At 64.4% G+C, this 21,823-nt stretch carries 25 protein-coding genes; 13 read left to right on the forward strand and 12 right to left on the reverse strand.

The window, feature by feature from the left end; all coding sequences use genetic code 11:
* Positions 1 to 101: 101 nt before the first annotated feature.
* Positions 102 to 1,049: an AEC family transporter gene (locus tag QQL24_RS31485; RefSeq protein WP_284316250.1), complete on the reverse strand. Its 948-nt coding sequence runs from the start codon at positions 1,047 to 1,049 to the stop codon at positions 102 to 104.
* A gap of 697 nt (positions 1,050 to 1,746) precedes the next feature.
* On the opposite strand from QQL24_RS31485, the gene QQL24_RS31490 reads away from it, so the two are divergent.
* The 5 genes from QQL24_RS31490 (at position 1,747) to QQL24_RS31510 (ending at position 4,625) form a co-directional block, all read left to right on the forward strand.
* A complete protein-coding gene (locus QQL24_RS31490) occupies positions 1,747 to 2,022 on the forward strand; it encodes a helix-turn-helix domain-containing protein (RefSeq protein WP_284316251.1) in 276 nt (91 codons plus the stop codon).
* Positions 2,023 to 2,088: 66 nt separating this feature from the next.
* Positions 2,089 to 3,828: a SulP family inorganic anion transporter gene (locus QQL24_RS31495; RefSeq protein ID WP_284316252.1), complete on the forward strand. Its 1,740-nt coding sequence runs from the start codon at positions 2,089 to 2,091 to the stop codon at positions 3,826 to 3,828.
* Between the two features lie 161 nt (positions 3,829 to 3,989).
* Positions 3,990 to 4,052 (forward strand): hypothetical protein, encoded by a 63-nt coding sequence (locus QQL24_RS31500; RefSeq protein ID WP_284316303.1) that lies wholly within the window; start codon positions 3,990 to 3,992, stop codon positions 4,050 to 4,052.
* Positions 4,053 to 4,102: 50 nt separating this feature from the next.
* Positions 4,103 to 4,297: a type II toxin-antitoxin system RelE/ParE family toxin gene (locus QQL24_RS31505; RefSeq protein ID WP_284316253.1), complete on the forward strand. Its 195-nt coding sequence runs from the start codon at positions 4,103 to 4,105 to the stop codon at positions 4,295 to 4,297.
* Positions 4,287 to 4,625, forward strand: coding sequence for a helix-turn-helix domain-containing protein (locus QQL24_RS31510; protein ID WP_284316254.1), 339 nt, complete (start codon positions 4,287 to 4,289; stop codon positions 4,623 to 4,625). The genes QQL24_RS31505 and QQL24_RS31510 overlap by 11 nt, the downstream gene beginning before the upstream one ends.
* A gap of 179 nt (positions 4,626 to 4,804) precedes the next feature.
* On the opposite strand, the gene QQL24_RS31515 is transcribed toward QQL24_RS31510, so the two are convergent.
* From QQL24_RS31515 to QQL24_RS31525, 3 genes are read right to left on the reverse strand one after another with little or no spacing between them, the layout of a single operon-like run.
* Positions 4,805 to 5,962: an efflux RND transporter periplasmic adaptor subunit gene (locus QQL24_RS31515; RefSeq protein ID WP_284316255.1), complete on the reverse strand. Its 1,158-nt coding sequence runs from the start codon at positions 5,960 to 5,962 to the stop codon at positions 4,805 to 4,807.
* 11 nt (positions 5,963 to 5,973) lie between these two features.
* Positions 5,974 to 9,162, reverse strand: coding sequence for an efflux RND transporter permease subunit (locus QQL24_RS31520; RefSeq protein ID WP_284316256.1), 3,189 nt, complete (start codon positions 9,160 to 9,162; stop codon positions 5,974 to 5,976).
* A complete protein-coding gene (locus QQL24_RS31525) occupies positions 9,162 to 9,410 on the reverse strand; it encodes a hypothetical protein (RefSeq protein ID WP_284316257.1) in 249 nt (82 codons plus the stop codon). The genes QQL24_RS31520 and QQL24_RS31525 overlap by 1 nt, the downstream gene beginning before the upstream one ends.
* Positions 9,411 to 9,689: 279 nt before the next feature.
* Between QQL24_RS31525 and QQL24_RS31530 the strand changes: the two genes are divergently transcribed.
* Positions 9,690 to 10,247 (forward strand): TetR/AcrR family transcriptional regulator, encoded by a 558-nt coding sequence (locus QQL24_RS31530; RefSeq protein ID WP_284316258.1) that lies wholly within the window; start codon positions 9,690 to 9,692, stop codon positions 10,245 to 10,247.
* A gap of 7 nt (positions 10,248 to 10,254) precedes the next feature.
* On the opposite strand, the gene QQL24_RS31535 is transcribed toward QQL24_RS31530, so the two are convergent.
* Positions 10,255 to 10,785, reverse strand: coding sequence for an RES family NAD+ phosphorylase (locus tag QQL24_RS31535; protein ID WP_284316259.1), 531 nt, complete (start codon positions 10,783 to 10,785; stop codon positions 10,255 to 10,257).
* Positions 10,782 to 11,234: an MbcA/ParS/Xre antitoxin family protein gene (locus QQL24_RS31540; protein WP_284316260.1), complete on the reverse strand. Its 453-nt coding sequence runs from the start codon at positions 11,232 to 11,234 to the stop codon at positions 10,782 to 10,784. Before QQL24_RS31540 ends, QQL24_RS31535 begins: the two co-directional genes overlap by 4 nt.
* Before the next feature lie 153 nt (positions 11,235 to 11,387).
* Between QQL24_RS31540 and QQL24_RS31545 the strand changes: the two genes are divergently transcribed.
* A complete protein-coding gene (locus tag QQL24_RS31545; RefSeq protein ID WP_284316261.1) occupies positions 11,388 to 12,242 on the forward strand; it encodes an SDR family NAD(P)-dependent oxidoreductase in 855 nt (284 codons plus the stop codon).
* Positions 12,243 to 12,375: 133 nt separating this feature from the next.
* Here QQL24_RS31545 and QQL24_RS31550 read toward each other — a convergent pair whose 3' ends face one another.
* From QQL24_RS31550 to ubiE, 5 genes are all read right to left on the reverse strand, one after another.
* Positions 12,376 to 12,696, reverse strand: a complete 321-nt coding sequence (locus QQL24_RS31550; RefSeq protein WP_284316262.1) for a hypothetical protein — start codon at positions 12,694 to 12,696, stop codon at positions 12,376 to 12,378.
* A gap of 100 nt (positions 12,697 to 12,796) precedes the next feature.
* Positions 12,797 to 13,075, reverse strand: coding sequence for a HigA family addiction module antitoxin (locus QQL24_RS31555; RefSeq protein ID WP_284316263.1), 279 nt, complete (start codon positions 13,073 to 13,075; stop codon positions 12,797 to 12,799).
* Positions 13,076 to 13,087: 12 nt separating this feature from the next.
* Positions 13,088 to 13,375 carry a type II toxin-antitoxin system RelE/ParE family toxin gene (locus tag QQL24_RS31560; protein ID WP_431310779.1) on the reverse strand — a complete coding sequence of 96 codons (288 nt, stop codon included), beginning with the start codon at positions 13,373 to 13,375 and terminating at the stop codon, positions 13,088 to 13,090.
* 40 nt (positions 13,376 to 13,415) lie between these two features.
* A complete protein-coding gene (locus QQL24_RS31565; protein ID WP_284316264.1) occupies positions 13,416 to 15,215 on the reverse strand; it encodes a cation:proton antiporter domain-containing protein in 1,800 nt (599 codons plus the stop codon).
* Positions 15,216 to 15,404: 189 nt separating this feature from the next.
* Complete coding sequence (ubiE, locus tag QQL24_RS31570; protein ID WP_284316265.1) at positions 15,405 to 16,160, reverse strand: bifunctional demethylmenaquinone methyltransferase/2-methoxy-6-polyprenyl-1,4-benzoquinol methylase UbiE; 756 nt, start codon at positions 16,158 to 16,160, stop codon at positions 15,405 to 15,407.
* A gap of 148 nt (positions 16,161 to 16,308) precedes the next feature.
* Between ubiE and QQL24_RS31575 the strand changes: the two genes are divergently transcribed.
* The 3 genes from QQL24_RS31575 (at position 16,309) to mutM (ending at position 18,397) form a co-directional block, all read left to right on the forward strand.
* Positions 16,309 to 16,917 (forward strand): DUF433 domain-containing protein, encoded by a 609-nt coding sequence (locus QQL24_RS31575; RefSeq protein WP_284316266.1) that lies wholly within the window; start codon positions 16,309 to 16,311, stop codon positions 16,915 to 16,917.
* Positions 16,914 to 17,303: a DUF5615 family PIN-like protein gene (locus QQL24_RS31580; protein ID WP_284316267.1), complete on the forward strand. Its 390-nt coding sequence runs from the start codon at positions 16,914 to 16,916 to the stop codon at positions 17,301 to 17,303. The genes QQL24_RS31575 and QQL24_RS31580 overlap by 4 nt, the downstream gene beginning before the upstream one ends.
* Positions 17,304 to 17,530: 227 nt before the next feature.
* Positions 17,531 to 18,397 carry a bifunctional DNA-formamidopyrimidine glycosylase/DNA-(apurinic or apyrimidinic site) lyase gene (gene mutM, locus QQL24_RS31585; RefSeq protein WP_284316268.1) on the forward strand — a complete coding sequence of 289 codons (867 nt, stop codon included), beginning with the start codon at positions 17,531 to 17,533 and terminating at the stop codon, positions 18,395 to 18,397.
* 102 nt (positions 18,398 to 18,499) lie between these two features.
* Here the strand turns inward: mutM and QQL24_RS31590 are convergent, their stop codons facing one another.
* Positions 18,500 to 19,018, reverse strand: a complete 519-nt coding sequence (locus QQL24_RS31590; RefSeq protein ID WP_284316269.1) for a 2'-5' RNA ligase family protein — start codon at positions 19,016 to 19,018, stop codon at positions 18,500 to 18,502.
* A gap of 85 nt (positions 19,019 to 19,103) precedes the next feature.
* On the opposite strand from QQL24_RS31590, the gene QQL24_RS31595 reads away from it, so the two are divergent.
* From QQL24_RS31595 to QQL24_RS31605, 3 genes are all read left to right on the forward strand, one after another.
* The gene (locus QQL24_RS31595; protein WP_284316270.1) at positions 19,104 to 19,886 is read left to right on the forward strand and encodes an enoyl-CoA hydratase; all 783 of its coding nucleotides are present in this window, start codon (positions 19,104 to 19,106) and stop codon (positions 19,884 to 19,886) included.
* A 216-nt stretch (positions 19,887 to 20,102) separates the two neighbouring features.
* Positions 20,103 to 20,369 carry a 30S ribosomal protein S20 gene (gene rpsT, locus QQL24_RS31600; RefSeq protein ID WP_284316271.1) on the forward strand — a complete coding sequence of 89 codons (267 nt, stop codon included), beginning with the start codon at positions 20,103 to 20,105 and terminating at the stop codon, positions 20,367 to 20,369.
* 965 nt (positions 20,370 to 21,334) lie between these two features.
* Positions 21,335 to 21,781 (forward strand): rhodanese-like domain-containing protein, encoded by a 447-nt coding sequence (locus QQL24_RS31605; protein WP_284316272.1) that lies wholly within the window; start codon positions 21,335 to 21,337, stop codon positions 21,779 to 21,781.
* The last annotated feature ends 42 nt before the right edge of the window (positions 21,782 to 21,823 follow it).

The following is a 21,823-nucleotide window of genomic DNA, read 5'->3' on the forward strand; positions in this document are numbered from 1 at the left end:
TCGTACTCATTGGTCTGCGTCTTCCATCCTTGCCTCGGAGCCATGGCGGCGCCTTTGCAGGATAAGGCCCGCCGAACACGGAGTCTTCATGCCCTCGGTGCTCAATGCCCCACGGCCGCGCCGGCATTGAGGCCGGACAGGGCGTAGAGCCAGATCACCAGCGAAACGATCGAGAACAACGTGGTGATGGAAATGGTAGAGGCCACCAGCGGCTCCTCGCAGTGGTGCTCGCCCGCGAGAATGAAGACCGTCTTGGCCGTGGGCACCGCGGCGCAGATCACCGCCGCTATGGTGTAGAGCGGATCGAGCCCGCAAAGCAGCGCCAGGCCGTAGACGAGCACGGGCATGGCGATCAGCTTGATGGCGGCGAGCGCCAGCGACGGGCCCAGATTGGCGCGCACGCCGTCGAGCGACAGGCCAAGCCCGATGGCGAACAGGGCGCAGGGGGTCAGCGCGTCGGCGAAGATCTTCAGATAGGCGGCGACGGGGCCAGGAATCGGCTGGCCGACGATCGCCCACACCACGCCCAGCAGGGTGGAGAGCACCATGGGGTTGAGCAGGATATGCCGCGCCAGCATCCCGCCCCGCACCCGGCCGGCCGGGCCGCGCAGTTCCAGGAGAAGCACGGCCAGGGGAAACATCACCACCGCGACGAAGACCGTGGCGATCGCCGCCGGCAGAACCGCGTGCGGCCCGTACAGCGCCTGGAGGATCGGCAGAGCCACGAAGCCCGTATTGGTCATCGAGGCACACAATGCATACATCGTCCGGCTCGGCATCGCCGGCCCGGCCCATCGCCCGCTCATCAGGAAGACGGCGGCAAAGCAGAGCAGCGAGCCGCCGCCGAAGGCCATCAGGAACCGCCAGGCCAGAAGCGAGCGCGCCGGCTCCTGCCCGATGGTGACGACCAGCAGAGCGGGCATGGCGATGTTGTAGGCGAAATGGATCAGCGCCTCTGCCAGGCTGCGCGAGACATAGCCGAAATAGCCGGCCGCCCATCCCGTCAGGATGACGGCGAAGACCGGCAGGATGAGATCCGCAACCGCCATGGCAGGTCCCGAGCTTCATCGGCGCCGACGGCCGGCGCGGATGTCATATCATCGAGGGCAAGAGTAATGCCGAAGAAAAGCCGCTTCTGGCATCCCCCTCGAATGCTTTGCCGCCCCGACTTTCAAGACGATAGCCTTCACGCTTTCTTCCTTGCAACAGCTATTCTTCACGGAGGGGCCCTTCCGGTGTTTGCGCCGCCTGGAGGGGGTCGGGGTTTATCGGTGGATAGGGCTGGAAGCGCTATGGGTAGCGGCACGGTATTCGACCGGGGTGCTCGGCATGGCTAAAGCGGGGGCTGGGGCAGGCGAATGAGGCCGGCGCGGCGGCATTAGGTTTTGGACTTCAGATGAAGGGCGCGACGCGAAAGCCTCCCCCACGAAGCTGGGGGAGGCTTTGCGTCGCGCCCAATGAAAGACCCCGGCGCTGACTGCCGCGGGAATTACGATGACAGTGCGTTCAATTCGTAATGTTTCCTGTGATGTTTAGCTGCGATCGAGGTGTTGAACACCGTCACCCTCATTCGCTGCCATGAGCCGGGAGACTCGCGTTTTCAGATTTCCTCCGCGATAAATGACGCTGGATGAGGGGGACGAACCTCCATCCCGAGAAATCAAGATCAAAGTCATGAACATCTTAAATGATGTTCTAGACATCATAACTGCCGTCTGATACAGGAGACCCTATGCGAGGTTCGTCATGATCACCGCTGCCCAGATGCGCGCTGCCCGGGCCCTTGTCGGGATCGATCAGCGCCAGCTTGCCGACCTGTCGGGCGTGTCCTTGCCCACCATCCAGCGCATGGAAGCAAGCGAAGGCAATGTTCGTGGTGTCGTCGATACCTTGACGAAAGTGATCGAGGCGCTTGACCGCGCCGGTGTGGAGCTGATCGGCGACAATGCCGTCAGCCGCGAGGGAGGGCGCGGCGTGCGCCTGAAGCTCGCTAAGCCGCCGGTTGGCCCGCCGCCCGAATAGGTTCACCGGCGGTCAGAGGCCCGGCCGATCCAGCGGCTCCCCCTCGTCTCCGGACTGCGAGGAGCGATGAAGGCCGAAGTCCGAGACGCAAATTTCCGCAACCCAAGTTTCCGCAATCCGAGCTTCACCGAGCTCTATACCCCTAAGCTCGTCACCGTGCTGCGCGAGGGCTACGGCCTCGACAAACTCAAGGCGGACGTGCTGGCCGGGCTCACCGTGGCGATCGTGGCGCTGCCGCTCTCCATGGCCATCGCCATCGCCTCCGGCGTCACGCCGGACCGCGGCCTCTACACCTCCATCGTGGGTGGCTTCGTCATCTCGGCGCTGGGCGGCAGCCGTTTCCAGATCGGCGGCCCGGCCGGCGCTTTCATCGTGCTGGTGGCCGCCGCCGTGCGGCAGCACGGGCTCGACGGCCTGCTGCTCGCCACCTTCATGTCCGGCCTCATCCTGCTGGCGGTGGGGGTGCTCAGGCTCGGCACCTTCATCAAATATATTCCCTATCCGGTGACGGTGGGCTTCACCTCCGGCATCGCCATCATCATCTTCTCCAGCCAGATCAAGGACCTGCTGGGCCTCACTTTGCAGGGCGCCGAGCCCGGTCCGATCATCGCCAAATTCCAGGCGCTCGGTGCGGCCCTGCCCACGTTCAACCTCTCGGCCGCGGCGGTCGCCCTCCTCACCATCGGCGTGGTAGTGGGCGTCAGGCGCCTGCGCCCGCACTGGCCGGCCTTCTTGATCGGCACGGTGGTGGCCGCCCTGCTCGTCTGGCTGATGGGCCTGCCGGTGGAGACGCTGGGCACGCGCTTCGGCGGCATTCCACGCTCGCTGCCGGCCCCGGCTCTGCCCGCCTTCAGCCTCGGCAAGGCCATCGACCTGCTGCCGACGGCGCTTGCCTTCGCGCTGCTCGGCGGCATCGAGAGCCTGCTTTCCGCCGTGGTGGCCGATTCGATGACGGGGCGCCGCCACCGCTCCAATGCCGAGCTGGTGGCGCAGGGCCTCGCCAACATCGCCTCGTCCCTGTTCGGCGGCATCTGCGTCACCGGCGCCATCGCGCGCACCGCCACGAATATCCGCGCCGGCTCGCGCGGGCCGGTCTCGGGCATTCTCCACTCGGCCTTCGTGCTGGCCTTCATGCTGATCGCCGCGCCGCTGGCGAGCTACATCCCGCTGGCCGCGCTGGCGGCGATCCTGGCCGTGGTGTGCTGGAACATGGCCGAGCGGCACCAGTTCGCCACGCTGGTGCGCGCCTCTGCCGGCGATGCGGCGGTGGTCACCGTGACCTTCCTGGTGGTGGTGTTCCGCGACCTCACCGAAGGCATCCTCACTGGCTTTACGCTGGGCTCCCTTCTCTTCCTGCACCGCATGTCGCAAGCGGTGGAAGTGGAGCCGCTCAGGCCGATCGCCGAGCCCGACATGGCCGACGCCAACGGCACCACCGAGCCCCCGCCCTATGACCTCATCCTGGCCAGCAATCCCGACATCGTGGCCTACCGTATCTCCGGCGCCTTCTTCTTCGGCGCAGCCGCCACGGTCGCCGCGGCGCTGGACAGCATCGGCGAGCATCCGAAGGCCTATCTCATCGATTTCTCGGCCGTGCCGGTGATCGATTCCACCGCCGCGGCCACCATCCACGGCGTGGTGCGCAAGGCGGCCCGGGGCAAGGCGAGCGTGCAGATCGTCGGGGCGCGGCCCGCGGTGCTGAAGGTGCTGCTGGCGCATGGTGTGAGGCCGCCGCTGGTGCATTACAAGGCGCATCTGGCAGAGGCGGTGAAGGCGGTGGAGGGAGACCGCAGCGCCGGTTCGTGACGCGTCGGGACGAAGTCCGCCATTAACCTAGAAAAAGCATTCGAGCTTGAAACTATGACACTTTGAATTATAGTTCATTGTGTCATGGAGATGCCATGCCCATTTACAAGACTTAGACCTTTGCCAGACTCGCACGCCGGGCACGCATCACCGACTCCAATCTGCGGGAAGCAATCGAACGCGCTGAGAGAGGCTTGGTGGATGCCGACCTCGAGGTGGCCTGATCAAGCAACGTATCGCTCGGGCTGGGCAGGGCCGTTCGGGTGGCTACCGGATGATAGTCGTCTTTCGGGCTGGAGACCTGGCAGTGTTTATCTACGGTTTCGCCAAGAACGAGCGGGACAACATCGAGGACGATGAATTGGAAACCATGCGCGAGATCGCTGTGACGTGGCTTGCGGCAGCGCCCGCCGATCTGTTGCGGGCAGTCGCGAATGGCGTTCTGTTGGAGGTGCAAGATGGCAATTGAAACCGGGAAGCTGAGCCGCCTCGCGAAGGCATTGCTCGAAACGGCCGACGATATGAACCGCTCCGGCCTTCTGTCTGATGCTGCGCGTGAGAAGATCACGATGCGCCATCTTGGTGAGAAAGCGGCTCCAGCCATCGCATCCCTGTCGCCAGGCGAGATCCGGATGATGCGAGAGCGCGCGCATATGAGCCAAGCCGTATGGGCAAGGCATCTCAATCTGACGGCAGGCTACGTCTCGCAACTGGAGCGCGGGACCAAGCACCCAACAGGCCCCGCTCTGGTGCTTTTGAATGTCATCAAGCGCAAAGGCATCGAAGCCATTCTATGAACTGACGCGTCATGACGCATTACGCCATGGCGGAAAGTCCGGGGCGTGTCGCTTCGATCTCTTGACGGAGTAGCTGTGAATTTGGCGCAAGAGCGGCTTTCGCGCTGCGCCCCAAACAAAAAGCCCCGGCGCTCATTGCACCGGGGCCTTCATCTCATACGAGCCTATAAACCCAGCCCCTACTTCTTCCCCGGCAGCACCTGCACCGGCATACCAGGCCCGATCTTCTGCAGGTTGCCCGAGATGATCTGGTCGCCTTCCTTGATGCCCTTGGTCACCGAGATCAGCGCACCGTCGGCGGTGCCGAGCTCGACAAGCCGCATGTCGACCTTGCTGCCCTCGCCGACGATATAGACATATTTGCCGAGCTGGCTGGAGCCGAGCGCCACCTGCGGCACCATCAGGGCATCGGGCTGCTCGCCGATGGTGAGATGGATGTTCACATATTGGCCGGGCAACAGGCTGAGATCGTCATTGGCGATGGTGGCCCGCGCCGTGATCGTGCCGGTGGCATGGTCGACGGCGTTGTCGATGAAGGTGAGCTCGCCCTTGTGGCTCGCGCCGGCCTCGCCGGGCACCACCACCTCGGCGATCACCTTGCCGGTGGCCCTGGCCTTCTGGATCAGAGCGAGATCGGCCTCGCTCGGCGAGAACGTCACATAGATGGGGCTGAGCTGCACCAGCGTGTTGAGCGGGTTGCTGCCAGGGCTCACCAGCGTGCCCGAGGGCGCCTGGTTGCGGCCGACGCGGCCGGGGAAGGGTGCGCGGATCTCGGTATAGCCGAGATTGAGCTCGGCCGTCTGGATCGCCGCCTTGTCGGCCGCGATGGCCGCCTCGCCCTGCTGCACGGCGCTGGCGCGCTGGTCGAAGGTGTCCTTGGAGAGGAAGCCGGTCTTCGACAGCTCATTGCCGCGGGTGAGGCTCGCCTTGGCATAGTCGAGCGCCGCCGCGTCGCGCTGGGCCTGCGCCTTCACCTGGTCGAGCGCCGCCTGGAAGTCGCGCGGGTCGATGCGGTAGAGCAGGTCGCCCTGCTTGACGTCGGCGCCATCGGCCACGGCCTGATCGAGAATATAGCCCTGGACCTTGGGCTGCAGCACGATCGAGCGGATGGACTCGGTGCGCGCCGAATAATCGAGCGTGATGGGAATGGTCTTCTTCACCACCGCCGTCACCGGTACCGGCATGGCGGGCATGGCCGGCGCGGGTGTGGCGGCGCCAGCCGGAGCCGCGAAGAGCGAGGCGAGCAAGCCCGGCTCGTTGCGGGCATAGACGAGGCCGCCCGCCACGGCCAGCACGGCGACCGCCGTGGTGATTTTCCAGATAGGGTTCTTGGCCATAATGCGTTCCTTTATTCCGCCGCCTCGATATGGGGGAACAGCTCGTGCTGCTCCTCCGCCTTGGGAGGCGCGTCGTCATGATGGGTGTCGTCCTCGTGACGGGAGCCGCGCTCCCGCCACTTCTCGATCGCGGCGTAGAACACCGGCACGAAGATCAGCGTCAGCACCGTGGCGGCGACCATGCCGCCGAACACTGCTGTGCCCAGCGACTGGCGGCTCGCCGCGCCGGCGCCCGTCGCCAGCATCAACGGCACCACGCCGAGGATGAAGGCGAAGGCCGTCATCAGGATCGGGCGAAGGCGCAGCCTTGCCGCTTCCATGGCCGACTCGACGATGCCCAGGCCCTCCTCGCGGCGGCGCTTGGCGAATTCGACGATCAGGATGGCGTTCTTGGCGGCTAGGCCGATCAGCATCACGAAGCCGATCTGCGAATAGACGTCGATCTGCATGCCGCGGCTGTAGATCGCCAGCAGCGCGCCGAACAAGGCGAGCGGCACGGCGAGCAGCACCATGAAGGGCATGGACCAGCTCTCATACTGCGCCGCCAGGATCAGGAAGACGAAGACGATGGCCAGCGCGAACACCACGGTGGCGATCGAACCCGCCTTCAGCTCCTGGAAGGTGATGCCCGTCCATTCGAAGCTGAAATCGTTGGGCAGGGCCGTCGCCGCCGCCCGCTCCATCGCCGTCACCGCCTGGCCCGACGAGAAGCCGGGCGCGGCGTTGCCGTTGATCTTGGCCGAGGTGTAGTTGTTGTAGTGCGGCACGGTTTCCGGGCCCACGATCGGCTTCAGCGTACCGAGCGTGGAAAGCGGCACCATCTCTCCCGTATTGTTGCGCACATAGAGACGCGACAGATCGGTGGCCTTGGCGCGGGCGCCTTGCTCGGCCTGCAGGGTCACGCGGAAGGTGCGGCCGAACAGGTTGAAGTCGTTCACATAGAGCGAGCCCAGATAGATCTGCAGGGTGTTGAACACATCCGGCAGATTAAGACCGAGCAGCTTGGCCTTGGTGCGGTCGAGGTCGTAGTTGAACTGCGGCGTCGAGGTCGAGAAGGTGGTGAACAGGGCCTGCGGGTTGAGCTCGGGCTGCTTGCGCGCCTCGGCGATCAGGGCCTGCGTGGCATCGTTCAGGGCGATCGCCCCCTTGCCGGTGAGATCCTCGACCTGGAACTCGAAGCCGCCGGTGGTGCCAAGGCCCGGGATCGAGGGCGGATCGAAAGAGAGCGCGAAGGCGTCGGGCATGCCGAGGAGCTTCGGCCGGACGGCATTGACGATCTCGCTGGCGCTCTGGCCCTTGCCGCGCTCCTCCCAGGGTTTCAGGATGGCGAACTCCACCGCCGAGTTGGACTGCGCCGCCCCGGTGAGGAAGTTGAGGCCGCTGATCGAACCGACGATCTGCACGCCCGGCGTCGACTGCAGGATGGCGCGAGCCTGCTTGGCCACGGCATCCGTGCGCTCCAGCGAGGCGCCGTCAGGCAGCTGGATCACGGCGAAGAAATAGCCCTGGTCCTCGACCGGCAGGAAGGTGGTGGCGATGCGGGCGGAGAGCACATAGGTGCCCGCCAGCCCCGCCACGAACAGCGCCAGCATCGCCCAGCGGAAGCGAATGAAGCCGCGCACCATCGAGGCATACCAGTGCGATATCGCCTCGAAACCGCGGTTGAACCAGCGGAAGGGCGGGAAACTGGTGGGCGGACGATGGCGCAGGAAGGCGGCGGCGAGCGCCGGGCTCAGCGTCAGCGAGTTGAAGGCGGAGATGCCGACCGAGATCGCCACCGTCAGCGCGAACTGGTTGTAGAGCCGGCCGGCGACGCCCGGAATGAAGGCGACCGGCACGAACACCGCCATCAGCACAGCCGTGGTGGCGATGATCGGCCCCGTGACTTCCTTCATGGCAAGCCTGGCCGCTTCCAACGGAGGATGGCCATCATCGAGCTGGCGCTCGACATTCTCCACCACCACGATGGCGTCGTCGACGACGAGGCCGATGGCGAGCACCATGCCGAGCAGGCTGAGCATGTTGAGCGAGAAGCCGAACATCTCCATCACCACCAGCGTCGCGATAAGCGAGACCGGGATCGCGATGGTGGGGATGATGGTGGTGCGCCAGCTCTGCAGGAAGATGAAGACCACGAAGATGACGAGCAGCAGCGCCTCGCCCAGGGTGATCAGCACGTCATGCATGGAGGCCGACACGAAGCGGGTCGTGTCGTAATGCATGGCGTATTCGATGCCCTTGGGAAAGCGCTTGGAGAGCTGTTCCATCTTGTCCTTGACCCGCTGCTGCAGGTCGAGGGCGTTCGAGCCCGGCATCTGGTAGACGGCGAGCACGATGGTAGGATCTTCGCCGAAGAAGGCCGAGGAGGCATATTGCAGGGCGCCGAGCTCGATGCGCGCCACGTCATGCAGGCGCACCAGCGAGCCGGTGGCGGGATTGGCGCGCACGACAATGTCGCCGAATTCCTTGGGATCGGAGAGGCGGCCGGTGGCGTTCACCTGCATCTCGAAGGGCGTGCCCTGCGGCGCGGGCGACTGGCCGATCTTGCCGGCGGCGACCTGGACATTCTGCTCGGCGATGGCGTTCTGCACATCCACCGCGGTGATGCCGAGATTGGCGAGCTTGTCCGGATCGAGCCAGACGCGCATGGAATAGCGCCGCTCGCCGAAGATCTGCACGTCGCCGACGCCCGGCAGGCGCTTCAGCGGGTCAACCACCTGGAGATAGGCGTAATTGGACAGGGCGACAGGATCGACCGACTTGTCCGGCGACGTCAGGTTGACGATCAGCACGAAGTTCGGGTTCTGCTTCTTGATGGTGACGCCGGCCTGGTTGACGATCGCCGGCAGCGAGGAAGCAGCCTGTGAGACGCGGTTCTGCACGTCGACCGCGGCGATCGACAGGGGATAGCCGACATCGAAGGTGACGGTGATGTTCGACGAGCCGTCATTCGAGCTCGACGAGGACATGTAGGTCATGCCTTCGACGCCGTTGATCTGCTGTTCGAGCGGCGTGGTGACGGTATCGGCCACCACCTGGGCGCTGGCGCCGGGATAGTTGGCGCTCACCACCACCTGAGGCGGCGTGATGTCGGGGAACTGGGAGACGGGGAGGTTGAAATAAGAAATCGCCCCGGCCAGCACCATGATCACGGCGATGGCCGAAGCGAAGATCGGACGTTGGATGAAGAAGCCTACCATCAGAATGCTCTGCAACTGTCATAGAGAGTGCGCGCCGCGATGAACGCCGGACCTCCCGAAACGGAAATGGTGCCGCTCGGGGCGAAGGCGGACACGGCTGATACTCCCGCCTGGCGGAGCCTGGCGGCCTGGCCGGCCAGCATCGCCTTGAAGGAAACCGGGTCGACCCCATCCGCCCGCATCACCAAAAGGGTCATGGGATCGTTGAGCAGCTGGTCGACAGTCAGATCGATGCAATGAGAAGCCATGAGTCCTCCTTCGCGGAAACATGCCGGGCACGCTCCGCCAAAATCGATGTTTGAAATGTCCTGCTCGGGTGGCGCGCTGGTGACTTACCCCTTGCCGCGGCGACGGGGCAGCGAATCATCCTTGACGGCGTCAGACCAAGGTGTTACCGGTCAGTAACAACGCAACTGTTACAGGACGGTAACATCGCCGTCAAGCCAGGGCGTACCAAATTGGGCACAAAAATTTTGCAGCGCGAAGCAACTCCTGGTTGTAGCGGGCTGAGGCCGCGCGACCGCATCGTGGTGACTGCGCGCGATCTCTTCCACCGCCACGGCATCAAGACTATCGGCGTCGACACCATCGCCGAGGCCGCCGGCACCAACAAGATGACGCTCTACCGCCATTTCGGCTCGAAGGACGACCTCATCGTTGCCTGCCTGCGCGAAGCCGCCGAGGAGATGGTGACCTTCTGGGACGATCTCGAGGTCGAGTATCCCGGCGATCCGCAGGCGCAGCTGCGCGCCTGGATCCGCGAAGGCGCCGATTGCATCGAGAGCGACGAACGCGGCTGCGAGCTCGCCAATGCCGCCGTCGAGCTCGCCGAGGAAGACCATCCGGCCCGGCGCCTGGTGGAAGAGTGCAAGAAGAAGCACCGCGACCGCCTGGCTGTCGTCTGTCGCAACGCCCATCTCGACCAGCCCGAGCTAGTGGCCGATACGCTCTGGCTCCTCCTCGAAGGCGCCCGCCTCAGCCGCCAGAGCGTCGGCGCCGAAGGCCCGAGCGCGAGGTTCGTGCGCATGGCCGAGGGGATCGTGGCGTCGTTCGGGAAGCGCGAGGCCGCCGAAGACCAAGAGTAGCTTTTATTTACGCTAGCGGCGTGCGCCAAGACGACGGATCTCGGGGCAGGACGCCGGAGGGATCGTGTACCGCGACCTGATGCGGCAGGTCGGGGCCATAGGTCCAGAGGACGAGGTTCGCCATATCGGATCGTGCACCAACGGCGAAGGACGGGACGAGGATACCGGCAGCTCCCGCTTTGATCAGGGTCTCAGCGACACCCCACGAAGCAGGTCTACGCCCTGCCGCCAGGTCCATCGCCCAAGCGCAGCGCATGTCATCGAGATCGACGCCTGCTGTTACACGATGTGCATCTGTGCGCAGATCGACAATATCCTCGCAATCCACCGTGTAGGAGCAGATGGTTAGGGGATCGAAGAGATGACCGAAGCCATGCCCCATCTCAAGAAACATGCCCTCCATCGTCAAGGCGAGATAGAGAGCGGGTATACCCAAAGAATTGAAGCGGGCACCGCGAATCGCCGCTCCGGCGCCCGATATCGGCGCCCAGGCCCACATCGGGTTATGGGCACGATAGCAAATGCCCTGCCACCTCACGCAAAACCGCCCGTGGCGATATGGTCGAGATAGTCCCGCAGGGCCGCCGCCTTGCCGTCCTTGACCAATGCCTCGGCCGTGCGTCCACCGAAGGCGGGGATGGGTTCAGCGCGATACCAAGCCATGGCCTGGACCTCCCCACCCGCCCAGGCCGCGATGCGGGCAATGATCTCCAACATCTCGATCGTGCGACTCTGGGGCTTGCGACCTAAAGCGCGCGCGGAGCGGTAGACGGTTTCACGCTTGACGCCGATCGTCTCGGCGAGTTGCAGCTTGGACATGCCGAAGCCGGCGGCGACACGATCCACCGACACCTTGCCGGTTGCGTCGAAATATTTCGAGACGAACTCGTAACGGCCGGTAAGAGGGTTGCGCTGCGGCCACGTGCCAGCAGAGGCCTTCGACGGCGCCTTCTTGCGTACGGAATCTGAAATCGCGCTCTTTGCCACGAGTATGTCATCCCAAATGTCATATTTCTATGACATTTAATATGGCAGTACACTTACCATTTGTCCAGAGTCGAGCCTATCACATTGCAGACGGCACGAGCCGCGATACCATAGCCCCAGACTATCCGCCTGGAATCACCCTGGAGAACGCCCATGTCCCATCCCGCCCTCGTCCCCGGCGCGGTCGCCGTCATCACCGGCGGTGCAAGCGGTATAGGCCTTGCCGCCGCGACCAAGTTCGCCGGCCTCGGCCTCAAGGTGGTGATCGCCGATCTCGGCGAGGAGAAGCTCGCCAAGGCCGCCGAGGCGGTTGCCGCCGCTTCGCCCGAAGGCGCGGAAGCCGTGCTCGCCCAGGCCACCGACGTCAGCAATGTCGATGATCTCCTGCGCCTGCAGCTCGCCGTGCGCCAGCGCTTCGGCGGCACGGATGTGCTGATGAACAATGCCGGCATCGGGCCGGGCTCCCGTATTTTCAACGACAAGGACGACGACAGCTGGGAGCGCATCTTCGCCGTCAACCTCAAGGGCATCATCCAGGGGACCAAGGTCTTCGGGCCAGGCATGATCGCGGGCGGAAAGCCGGGCCTGATCATCAACACCGGCTCCAAACAGGGCATCACCACCCCGCCGGGTGATCCGGCCTACAATGTCTCGAAAGCCGCCGTGAAGGCCTTCACCGAGGCGCTGCAGCATGAACTTCGCAACACGCCCGGCTGCGGGATCAGCGCCCACCTGCTCATCCCCGGCTTCGTCTTCACCGGCCTCACCGCCCATGGCCGGACGGAAAAGCCGGCCGCCGCCTGGACGCCGGAGCAGACCGTCGATTTCATGCTGGCGAGCCTGGAGCGGGGCGACTTCTACATCCTTTGCCCTGACAATGACGTGCCGCGTTCGCTCGACGAACGCCGCATCGCCTGGGCGGCCGGCGACATCATCGAGAACCGCCCGGCTTTGTCGCGCTGGCATCCGGACTATGCAGAGGCGTTTGCGGCGTTCCTGAAGCGCTGAGGGCATGTGTTGTGGGGAGTGTCGATCACCGATCGACAATCTTCGCAGCGGCACCTTTGCAGAAAAGGAAGATGGCGACCCGCGTTTCGGGCGCCTCATCCCGCCAGGTTGGTTCTTGCGGCGGAAACCCGCCTTACAGGCCCGCCGATCTGTGCACGCCACCATTCGGCGAGGTCACCGGCGAGCGGATCGGCTGGCTCAGGCGCTCGGAGCCGGCCTGCTTGTCGACGGCGCGCTGGAACTGCTCGAGCGTGTTCATCATCTGCAGGATCTTCGAGGTCATCGCCTGCGCCTGCTTCTTGCTCATGCGCTTTTCGGCGATGGCTCGCGCGGCTTCGTCCTCGAAGGGAACATAGAACAACGGAAAGCCCGTCGCATCGACCACCTGGAAACCGCGGGCACCCTCGCGGACCGTCCAGGGGCTGTAGAAGCGCATATCCGGCGTCTGGCCCATCACCGCTCTCCCAACATTATGGCCCTGGTTACCATGCCATAATGACGCCAAGATTTCAGCCTGCGAGTCATTTTCGATAGGGCTCTGCCGGGAGGCGATATCAGGCCGCCGGCTTGACCTCCTCCTGCACAAGCGCCCCGATTTCCCGCTCGTCAACGGCCAGTTCATAAGCGGTCTGCAGATTGAGCCAGAAACGGGCGCTGGTGCCGAAGAACCTGCCGAGGCGCAGCGCCGTATCGGGCGAGACGCCGCGCTTGGCATTCAGAATGTCGGTAATCCGTCCAGAAGGCAGTTTCAGCTCGATCGCCAGCCGGTTGGCGGAAAGATTGCGCGCCTTCAATTCTCGCTTCAGGAAGCGGCCGGGGTGCACTGGCATCATTGGCGTGTCCTTTCAGTGATAATCCACGATCTCGACGTCCCAGGCATTGCCTTCTTCAAAACGAAAGCACAAACGCCACGGGCCGTTGATCGTCATTGCCCATTGCTCCTTGCGGCGCCCCTTCAACTTATGAAGACCGACGGATCGCAGCGGACTCAAGTCGGAGAGCGATGTCGCCGCGTCCAAAACTGCCAGCAGATCTGAGGCCGCCTCTTCGTCGAGGCCGGAGAATTTGCATTTGCCGGTTTCGGCGAAGCGCTGAGTAGCACTATTAGCCCACGACATACCGTGGTACGTCAATCATGACACCTGTTACGCGCCACAAAGCGCGATCCCAGGATTACGGCGTGCCGATCATCGTGCGGCGGTTGCGCTTGGGCTTGACGGCGTGGGTCTCGCGGCCGGCGGCGCTCTGCAGCTCGCGGCGGAAGACGTCGCGGCGCTCGTGGATGGAGGCGATCACCGGGCCGGCCGGAACGCCCAGGCCCGCGAGCGCGGCTTCCGAGAGCTGCAGGCTTGCCTCGATCGTCTCCGGCACGGCATCGGTGACGCCGAGGGCGTAGAGCTTGCTGGCGTGGTCGGCATCGCGCGAGCGGGCCACGATGACGAGATCGGGCCGCATTGCCCGGGCGGCCGCGACCACCGCCTCGATCTGCCGGGGCTGGTCGATGGTGACGACCAGAGCCGAGGCCTCGGCGAGGCCGCAGCGCTCCAGGAAGCCGGCATTGGTGGCATCCCCCCAATAAACCGGCTTCTTCTCGCCGCGCCAGCGCGCCACCGCCCGGGCATCGGCGTCGACGGCGAGATAGGCGATCTTGTGCTCGGCCAGCATCTCCGCCACCAGCCGCCCGACGCGGCCATAGCCGACGACGATGGCGCGGCGCTGCTTGTCCTCGGGCGGGGCTTCGAGCGCGGCGGCCTCGACCTGCACCACCAGTTCGTAGCGCTTGGCGATGCGCCGTCCGATCATGCCGAGCAGGGGGATGATCGCCATGGAGAGTGAGGCGATCGCCACCGCCAGGGCCGATTGCTCCGGCGTGAAGATGGAGAGCTGCGTCGCCAGCTTGAACACCACGAAGGCGAACTCGCCGGCCGAGGCGAGCAGGAAGGCCGTCTCGATCGACACCGATTTCGGCAGGCGGAAGACCCGGCACAGGCCGAAGATCAGCGCGCCCTTGACCACCACCAGGGCGATCAGCGCCGCGAGGATCAGCAGCGGATGCCGCAGCACCACCGCAAAATCGAGGCTCATGCCGACCGCAAAGAAGAAGACGCCGAGCAGCAGGCTCTTGAAGGGCTCGATCGTCGCCTCGATGGCACGCCGATATTCGGTCTCGGCCAGCAACAGACCGGCGATGAAGGCGCCGAGGGCCATGGAAAGGCCGGCGGCGGCGGCGGCCACGCCCGTGCCGATGGCGACGAACAGGGTCGCCGCAATGAAGAGCTCGGGATTCTCCGGCCGCGCCACCAGGCGGAACAGCGGGCGCAGCAGGAAATTGCCGGCCACCACGATGGCACCGATCGTCACCACGGCCGAGGCCAGCGCGTAGCCGAGCCCCATCAGCACCGACTGATCGCTGTTGGCGCCCATGGTGCCGACCAGGAACAGCACCGGCACGACGGCGAGATCCTGGAGGATCAGCACGGCGAAATTGACGCGCCCACTAACGGAGGCCATGCGCTTCTGATTGGCCAGCACCTCGATGACGATGGCGGTCGAGGAGAGTGCGAGGCCCGAGGCCAGCACGAGCGCCGCGGTGGTCGGCAGGAGAAAGCTCGCCAGCAAGGCTACCACGACGATGGAGGAGACCACCTGCAGCCCGCCGAGGCCGAAGACCAGGCGGCGCATGGTCATCAGGCGGGCGAGCGAAAGTTCGAGGCCGATGACGAAGAGCAGGAAGACCACGCCAAGCTCGGCAATATGGCCGATCGTCTCCTCTTCGCTGATGGTGATCCAGTCGATGAAGGGTAGGCGCGAGGAAAGAGCGCCGAGGCCTGTCGGCCCCATCACCGCGCCGGCGGCAAGGAAGCCGATCACCGGGCTGACATGCAGGCGGCGCACGAGCGGCACCACCACGCCGGCCGCGCCGAGCACGACCAGGGCGTCCTTCAATGCGGTGACGTCGACCGTTGCAGCCAATCCCGATCCCTTCGCCGTTCGAGTGCAGCCCTCAGCAACAGGGAACAACGAAGGCGCCTGCTTCGCCAAACGAAATGTGACGGAGCGGCATGAAAAATGGGGGGCGGGTCTTCAGACCCGGCGTGGAACTACCGCCCTCGCCGACGATGATGTGCCTGCCAAGATGCCGGTCTGAAGACCGGCACACCATTACAGCTTCCAACCCGAATGGATGGCGACGATGTTGCCCGTCAGGGAGCGGTGGCTCACCTGCGAGAAGCCGGCCTCGCGGATCATGGCGGAGAACGCCGCGGGCTTGGGAAATTTGCGGATGGACTCGACCAGATAGCGATAGGGCTCGGCATCCCCCGTCACCATGCGCCCGACCGGCGGGATGACGTTGAAGGAATAGAGGTCGTAGATCTTGTCGAGGCCGGGCATGTCGACCGTCGAGAATTCCAGGCACAGGAAGCGCCCGCCGCGCCTGAGCACGCGATAGGCCTCGGCTAGCGCCTTGTCGATGCGCGGCACGTTGCGGATGCCGAAGGCGATGGAGTAGCCATCGAAGCTGGAGTTTTCGAAGGGCAGTTCCTCGGCATTCGCCTCGACGAAATCGAGCTGGCCGGAGAGCCCGCGCTCCTCGCCGCGCTGGCGGCCGACCTCCAGCATGGAGCCGTTGATATCGAGCACGGTGACATGGGTCTGCGGCCCGCCCGCCTTCACGATCCGGAAGGCGACATCCCCGGTGCCGCCGGCCACGTCGAGATGGCGGAAGGGGCGCTGGCGCGGCGGATTGAGCATGGTGACCAGATCGTCCTTCCACAGGCGATGCAGCCCGACGGACATCAGGTCGTTCATCAAATCATAGCGCCCGGCGACCTTGTGGAAGACATCGTCGACCAGCGTCTGCTTCTCCTCCAGCTTCACGGTGGAAAAGCCGAAATGGGTTTCAGCGCTGGCGGGCATGGGGCAACTCCGGACGATGGTACGGCTTCTATAGAGCAGAAAAGGAAAGCCTGGGAAGAGAATGCGAACAATCCGGCCCCGCCATGGCTTTCCATCGTCCAATCTCTTATATATCTTCCAGTTTTGTGGAATGATTTGAGAAGCTGCCATGGCACCCCTCGCAAAAGCAACCTTGACGGCCAATGAGGCTGCCATTGTCACACGCGTCCCGGTCCGCCAGGTCCACCGCATCATCGACGCCGGCGTGCTGCCCTTGGCCAGGGGGTCGCGCACCATCCGGCGCAATGCCCTTGTCGGGCTGCGGCTCGCCTATCTCACGGCCGGCACCCTCACGCTCGACGCCCGCAGGCGGGTCATCGCCAGGGTCGTGAAGCACGCCGATACCGAGACGATCGCCGAAGAGGCCATCATCATTCCTCTGAAGCCTATCATGGCCGATGTCGAACAGGGGCTGGACCGGCTGGAGAAAGCGAAGGCCCTGGTCAGGATCGACAGCGAGATTATGGGTGGCACACCTTGCATCGAGGGGACGCGCATCCCCGTTCACATGATCGCGGACATGGCCGCGAAGGGCGAGAGCGAGGCTGCCCTTCTCGAAGCCTATCCCAGCCTGTCGGCTGAGCAAATCCGGCTGGCCGGGACCTATGCCGAGGCCTATCCGCTCCGGGGCCGTCCGCCGCTCAGGAAGCCGGCCTGGCTCAGAAAGGTGCCGAAGACCACACGCAGGCTGAACATCAAGGATCTGCCAGCGTCGTGAAGTTTCTGATCGATGAGTGCTTGAGCCCGGACCTCGCTCTGCTCGCCCGTGAGTGCGGCTTTGCGGAATCCACGCACGTCACCTGGCTTGGACTGTCGGGCGCCAAGGATCACGTGATCATGCGCCGCGCCGTCGGCGAGAGCTTCGTCTTCGTCACCCACAACACAGCCGACTTCCGCCCGCTCTATGGGCGAGAGGAGATCCATCTCGGTCTTGTTGGCTTCAATACGGCCGCCAGGATGATGGACCTTGCGCTCCAGAGATCGCTGTTTCTCCTGGTCCTCGCGGAAATCGGAGAGGCAGAGCCGTATAATGAGGCGCTCGAAATCTCGGTTGCGGCCGATCGCACGGTCACCGTCGACCGTTATCGCCTGCCACCTGCCTGATCGCCTTCGCGCCGTAAGAAGAAGCGGCGCTTTCGGTGTGCCGGTCTTCAGACCGGCATGCCCGCGGCGATGGGTTAAGATGCCGGTCTGAAGACCGGCACACCGGTTTCGGCGCCTCTCCCTGAAACGCGGCGCCTCAGGCTGGAAGCCTGCGATCCCAGGAAGGTGCTGGCAAACCCGCGTCTTCCACCCTATCTCTCGCCTTCTCACCCGTCTCCGGAGGAATCATGCCCGAACTGCCCGAAGTCGAGACCGTGCGCCGCGGCCTGGAACCGGCGATGACGGGCGCGCGCTTCGTGGCGGTCGAGGCGAGGCGGCCGGATCTGCGCTTTCCCTTTCCCGTTGATTTCGTCAAGCGCCTCACGGGCGAGACCATCCTCTCCATGGGCCGGCGCGCAAAATATCTCCTGGGCGACCTTTCCTCGGGCGAGGTGCTGGTGATGCATCTGGGCATGACGGGCCGTTTCCTGATCACGGCGCCGGATGGCCATGTGGACGAGCCGGGCGAGTTCGCCAATGAGGTGAAGGAGGACGCCAGGCACGACCACGTCGTCTTCCGCCTCTCCAACGGCTTCGCCATCACCTATAACGACGTGCGCCGCTTCGGCTTCATGGACCTGGTGCCGCGCGCCGGGCTGGAGACCTCGCGCCATTTCAAGGCGATGGGCATCGAGCCGCTCGGCAACGAGCTGAGCGGGGATGCGATCGAGCGGCTGTTCGAGGGCAAGGCGGCGCCGCTCAAGGCCGCCCTGCTCGACCAGGGCCTGATCGCGGGCCTCGGCAACATCTATGTCTGCGAGGCCCTCAACCGCGCCGGCCTGGCGCCGGAGCGGGCGGCGGGCACGCTCACCGGCAAACAGGCGGCAAGACTGGCCACCGTGATCCGCGACGTGCTGGAGGAGGCGGTCGCGGCTGGTGGATCCACCTTAAAGGATTACCGCCACACCGACGGCTCGCTCGGCTATTTCCAGCACCGCTTCCGCGTCTATGACCGTGAGGGCGAGCCCTGCACCACACCGCGCTGCAAGGGCACCATCGAGCGCCTGGTACAAGCGGGTCGCTCGACCTATTGGTGCCGCAGCTGCCAGACATAGCGGCTGTCCGGGTGCACGGGCATCCTGCCCGTTCTTGAACCGTGGCGCGTGCAGGAGAGGAAGAACGGGCAAGATGCCCGTGCACCCGGAATAAGCCCTTCCTCAGACGAGCGGCACGCTGGCGCGGACCTCCCATTCGGCGATCGGGATAGTCTGCGCCGAGCGCACCACGCCGATGCGGTCGAAACGGACCCTATGGCCGGCGAGGCGCTGGTCCATTTCCCAGGACAGGCGTCGGCGCTGCGGCGTATCGGTGACGCCATAGGCCAGCGAGACATGGGGCATGAAGGCGCTGAGGGACGAAGCGGCGATGGAACCTATGGCGCGCTGTTTGAGCGCCAGGATCGGCCCCTGCGCCTCGAACAGGGCATAGAAGGCGCGGAAGAAGGGCTCGCCGGTCTTGATGCCCTCGATGCGGGCGGCGAAGGGCGCGATCCCCGCCGCGATGGCCCGAACCCGCACCGTGAGCGCCTCCACCTCGACGGGCCTGTCCTCCACCAGCGTAAGATGGGGGCTGAAGACCTCGCTACCAAAGGCTCTGGCGAGATCCTCCACGATGGCCGAGAGCAGGGCCGCGTCCTCGGCAGCCGGCATCAGCCAGATGGAATGCATATCGGTCATCGAAAGGTCTAACGCTCCCGGCAAGGCGGTTTCCTCAGCGCCCGACTTCCACTACACCAGCTTGCATATCGATTTGGAGCTGACAATGCCGGGCGAGAGCCTCGAGACTTTGCTGGTGGAGCGCCGCGGACGCGTCGGCCTGATCACCCTGAACCGACCCAAGGCGCTCAACGCCCTCAATGCTACGCTCGCCACCGAGCTTACCGGCGTGCTGGCGGAATTCGATGCCGACGAGGCCATCGGCTGCAGCGTGATCACCGGTTCGGAGAAGGCGTTTGCGGCCGGCGCCGACGTCAAGGAAATGGCCGGCAAGGCCTATCCGCAGGCCCTGCTGGAAGACTTCATCGCCGTGTGGGACGGCTTCGCCCGCCTGCGCAAGCCGGTGATCGCGGCGGTGTCCGGCTTTGCACTCGGCGGGGGCTGCGAGCTCGCCATGCTCTGCGATCTCATCATTGCGAGCGACAGCGCCAAATTCGGCCAGCCCGAGATCCGCCTCGGCGTCGTTCCCGGCATCGGCGGCACGCAGCGCCTGGTGCGTGCCATCGGCAAGGCCAAGGCGATGGAAATGGTGCTGACGGGCCGCATGATGGAGGCCGCCGAGGCCGAGCAGGCCGGTCTCGTCGCCCGCGTGGTGCCGGCGGCCGATCTACTGGCGGAAGCGTTGAAGACGGCCGAGACCATCGCCGCCATGCCCCTGCCCGCCGTGATCGCCGCCAAGGACTGCGTCGACCGCGCCTATGAGCTGACCCTCGCCGAGGGCGTGCGCTATGAGCGCCGCGCCTTCTACGCGCTTTTTGCCAGCGAGGACCAGAAGGAGGGCATGGCTGCCTTCATCGAGAAACGCCCGCCGGTGTTCAAGCACCGGTGAGGCCTGACATCGTGGCATGGCCGGCCGTTTGGCTGGGCCAGGCCGCGATTTCGCGGATTCATTGCAGTCCGTCGTTGACGTCCGGCTGCTCGCCATGTAAAGAGCCGCCTCCAATGTCGGGTGCTCAGCGCCCGCTTTAATCATTTTCAGGCAACGCACGGCCTCGCGACGATTTTTCGATCGCTGCGAACGCGGCCGGCTCAACAGGCAGGGACCATGGCCAATACGAAGTCGGCCAAGAAGGCTACGCGCAAGATCGAAGTGCGCACCGCAGTGAACAAGGCGCGCCGTTCGCGTGTGCGCACCTTCATCCGCAATGTCGAGGAGGCGATTGCTTCCGGCGACCAGGTCAAGGCCGCCGCTGCGCTCAAGAGCGCCGAGCCGGAAATCATGCGCGCTGCCCAGAAGGGTGTCGTGGCCGGCAACACCGCCTCGCGCAAGGTCTCGCGTCTTGCGCAGGCCGTCAGGAAGCTCAGCGCCTGAGCCATTTTTTGGACACTGAAAGGGCCGCCTCGCTCAAGGCTTTTTATTTGTGTTCCGTTAGGTCAGAAAACCCGGCTGTCGCAGCCGGGTTTTTTCTTTCGGAGCGAGTGTGACCGGAATGCCACGATCTGCGGCTTACCCCTTGCGAACGAGGGCGGGGCCCGCGCCGACATTGTCGCCGCGCTCCCGGCTAAGTATTTGTCGGACCTACCAACCCTGTTTCAAAACCGTCTTTTGGCGACCCGAAACCGCGCCCCGGAATGACTTCTTCGCGAAAAGAGCGATCGAGCGACTCTACCTATGATTGTCATGGCGACGTAATAATTCCGACGTACTAAGGTATAAAAATACCTCCGTATACAGCGAGGGTAATCTTTGCCCTTGACTCACCCTTTGGCCTAGGGGGGCATCCCTCTTCACAGGCCGGACAAAATTTCCTGATAGATATCATGGCTTTATGGGATAAGAGAAAAGTGCCCCGGGGAGCGCCCGGGCGCGCCCCGGGCAAATTACGAAGCCCCGCAATCTTTACGCATCCGAAACGAATATTTTTGAGTCATTTTGCCGCCTCCATGATTCCGTCGACTCCTCAACACCTTGCGGCTTCGCGGCCCCAGGCCGCCACTGTCCGAATCGGGAACAAGGAGGCCGCGTTAACGAATCATAGAGATTTGCCTGTTGCGCCCGCTGGTCCGGGTTCGGTATGTTTTTTCTCGGAACGGGTCATTGTGTAGGTTCCCTCCCGATACTGCGAGCGGACGGACGTCCATTCAGGGCATTGGGGGCGCGTGTGCCAAGTGATCGCGTGTTGTGTAGAAGACAGTAAGGTAATGTTGGAAACATTCCGTATTGAACTTCTATACAGTTAACCCAGCGGCGTACTTTGTATGTCCCATGCCGGATCTTTCCGGCATGCTTTGAAGTTTTTTACGAACGAAGTCTGCAAAAGACGGAATTGGGGTGTCATGTCGTCGGGGTGGTTGAATGACTATGCGGGAGACGTCACCGCCAGGGAAGCCTATGATCTTCTCGGCCAGCAGCCCAAAGCTCAGCTTGTTGACGTCCGCACCCGGGCCGAGTGGTCATTTGTTGGCGTTCCCGACCTGTCGGCGCTCGGCAAGGAGACGATCCTGGCCGAGTGGCAGCGTTACCCGAGCATGGACGTCGCCGCCGATTTCGTTGACCAGCTTGAACGTGAACTCCAGCGCCGTTCGGTGGGACAGGAGGATCCGATCCTGTTCCTGTGCCGATCCGGCGCGCGCTCCCTTGCCGCCGCGCAGGCCATGCTGGCCGCCGGATGGAAGGGCAGCCGCAATGTAGCGGCCGGCTTTGAAGGCCCTGTTAATGCGGAGCGTCACCGCGGCACGATAGATGGCTGGAAAGCCTCTGAGTTGCCCTGGATACAGTCCTGAACAGAAATTCGTGGCTCGGTCGGCCGCCGGTGCAAGCCGGAC

This window comes from Labrys miyagiensis, assembly GCF_030160835.1.
GTDB classification, from domain to species: domain Bacteria; phylum Pseudomonadota; class Alphaproteobacteria; order Rhizobiales; family Labraceae; genus Labrys; species Labrys miyagiensis.

Bases quoted from the DNA above. Each gene is read 5' to 3' on its own strand.
- rpsT (WP_284316271.1), top strand. From the start codon at position 20,103: ATGGCCAATACGAAGTCGGCCAAGAAGGCTACGCGCAAGATCGAAGTG.
- QQL24_RS31545 (WP_284316261.1), top strand. From the start codon at position 11,388: ATGTCCCATCCCGCCCTCGTCCCCGGCGCGGTCGCCGTCATCACCGGC.
- mutM (WP_284316268.1), top strand. From the start codon at position 17,531: ATGCCCGAACTGCCCGAAGTCGAGACCGTGCGCCGCGGCCTGGAACCG.
- QQL24_RS31520 (WP_284316256.1), bottom strand. From the start codon at position 9,162: ATGGTAGGCTTCTTCATCCAACGTCCGATCTTCGCTTCGGCCATCGCC.
- ubiE (WP_284316265.1), bottom strand. From the start codon at position 16,160: ATGCCCGCCAGCGCTGAAACCCATTTCGGCTTTTCCACCGTGAAGCTG.
- QQL24_RS31555 (WP_284316263.1), bottom strand. From the start codon at position 13,075: ATGATGCCAGTGCACCCCGGCCGCTTCCTGAAGCGAGAATTGAAGGCG.
- QQL24_RS31605 (WP_284316272.1), top strand. From the start codon at position 21,335: ATGTCGTCGGGGTGGTTGAATGACTATGCGGGAGACGTCACCGCCAGG.
- QQL24_RS31550 (WP_284316262.1), bottom strand. From the start codon at position 12,696: ATGGGCCAGACGCCGGATATGCGCTTCTACAGCCCCTGGACGGTCCGC.
- QQL24_RS31495 (WP_284316252.1), top strand. From the start codon at position 2,089: ATGAAGGCCGAAGTCCGAGACGCAAATTTCCGCAACCCAAGTTTCCGC.
- QQL24_RS31510 (WP_284316254.1), top strand. From the start codon at position 4,287: ATGGCAATTGAAACCGGGAAGCTGAGCCGCCTCGCGAAGGCATTGCTC.
- QQL24_RS31490 (WP_284316251.1), top strand. From the start codon at position 1,747: ATGATCACCGCTGCCCAGATGCGCGCTGCCCGGGCCCTTGTCGGGATC.
- QQL24_RS31485 (WP_284316250.1), bottom strand. From the start codon at position 1,049: ATGGCGGTTGCGGATCTCATCCTGCCGGTCTTCGCCGTCATCCTGACG.
- QQL24_RS31595 (WP_284316270.1), top strand. From the start codon at position 19,104: ATGCCGGGCGAGAGCCTCGAGACTTTGCTGGTGGAGCGCCGCGGACGC.
- QQL24_RS31575 (WP_284316266.1), top strand. From the start codon at position 16,309: ATGGCACCCCTCGCAAAAGCAACCTTGACGGCCAATGAGGCTGCCATT.
- QQL24_RS31525 (WP_284316257.1), bottom strand. From the start codon at position 9,410: ATGGCTTCTCATTGCATCGATCTGACTGTCGACCAGCTGCTCAACGAT.
- QQL24_RS31515 (WP_284316255.1), bottom strand. From the start codon at position 5,962: ATGGCCAAGAACCCTATCTGGAAAATCACCACGGCGGTCGCCGTGCTG.
- QQL24_RS31590 (WP_284316269.1), bottom strand. From the start codon at position 19,018: ATGACCGATATGCATTCCATCTGGCTGATGCCGGCTGCCGAGGACGCG.
- QQL24_RS31505 (WP_284316253.1), top strand. From the start codon at position 4,103: ATGATAGTCGTCTTTCGGGCTGGAGACCTGGCAGTGTTTATCTACGGT.